1 rRNA gene is annotated in these 549 nt (G+C 57.9%); it reads left to right on the top strand.

What is annotated here, in order from left to right:
- A 16S ribosomal RNA gene (locus tag ACTOWY_RS44810) occupies positions 1–107 on the top strand; the annotation flags it as partial.
- Between the last annotated feature and the right edge of the window lie 442 nt (positions 108–549).

The raw sequence follows: 549 nt of genomic DNA on the forward strand, positions 1-549 counted from the left end.
CATGGCCCAACCCGTAAGGGGGGGAGTGGTCGAAGGTGGGACTGGCGATTGGGACGAAGTCGTAACAAGGTAGCCGTACCGGAAGGTGCGGCTGGATCACCTCCTTTCTAAGGAGCACATTCCGCCCCTCGGGGTGGGGTTCCGTCAGTCGTCCAAGCCGACCGTGTTTGGGGCTGCGGCGCTCAAAGAATTGTGGAACTACTGGTGAAAACGCCATCGCGTCTGCGACGGTCGGCTTCTAGTACTGCTCGAGTGTTCGAGTGTGGAGGGAGGCCGGCAGTGGTGAGAAGTGGTGGGGTGTTCGGCACGCTGTTGGGTCCTGAGAGAACACGCGTAAGCGGGTTGCTCTTGAGGAAGCGAACGTTCCAGTTCTGCTACTAGCGTTCATACCGCCAAACAATGGTTTGGGTCCGGTGTCGCAAGGTGTGGTGGTGTCTGGTTGTTCTTTGAGAACTACACAGTGGACGCGAGCATCTTTGTGGTCAAGTTGTTAAGAGCATACGGTGGATGCCTTGGCACCAGGAGCCGATGAAGGACGTAGGAGGCTGC

The organism is Crossiella sp. CA198, from assembly GCF_052078295.1.
Classification (GTDB): domain Bacteria; phylum Actinomycetota; class Actinomycetes; order Mycobacteriales; family Pseudonocardiaceae; genus Crossiella.